Annotated in this window: 1 protein-coding gene; it reads right to left on the reverse strand. The window is 58.8% G+C overall.

Annotated features, from left to right (window positions below; genetic code table 11):
• Positions 1–314: 314 nt before the first annotated feature.
• A partial coding sequence (locus G6O54_RS37635; protein WP_205679198.1) for a hypothetical protein occupies positions 315–502 on the reverse strand: 188 nt, incomplete at its 5' end.

Genomic DNA, 502 nt, shown 5'->3' on the forward strand with positions numbered 1-502 from the left:
CGGATCAACCGGTTCGTGGGGGACTGCGGGGTCAGGTTTAGGGATCAATCATAGGGATCAATGGCCAGGAGATAGGGATCAATGGCCAGGCACCCAAGGGAGGCAATTTGGGAAACGTAGGAAGAAATAGCCGGACGATCCAGACGGGGCAGCGGTCGTCCCTTCGCCACCACGTCGCTCGGAATCGACGATCTGCCCTTTCAGTATTTCCCCTGTCTGCTCAATTCCCCTATCTTGGGTGCGTGGCCAGTGATTCGAGTGATTCGGATTCGAGTGATTCGCGCTTGCCTCGACGACCCTCGCTGGCTCACTCGTCAAGATCGCTTGCGGCCCAAGGGGCCGAACGCCTTCGCGCTCGTGATACCGAAACTTGCATCAGACCTGATGTAGACCTGCTGCCTGCCGTGGCGGATCGATAATTCGATTCGGGCAATCTCTCCTTCGAAGCCAGCGACTGTCCTCTGGGGTTCGGCGTGCGCACGGCGTCCATGGCCGCGATTAG

It is taken from the genome of Aquisphaera insulae, from assembly GCF_011064615.1.
GTDB lineage: Bacteria > Planctomycetota > Planctomycetia > Isosphaerales > Isosphaeraceae > Aquisphaera > Aquisphaera insulae.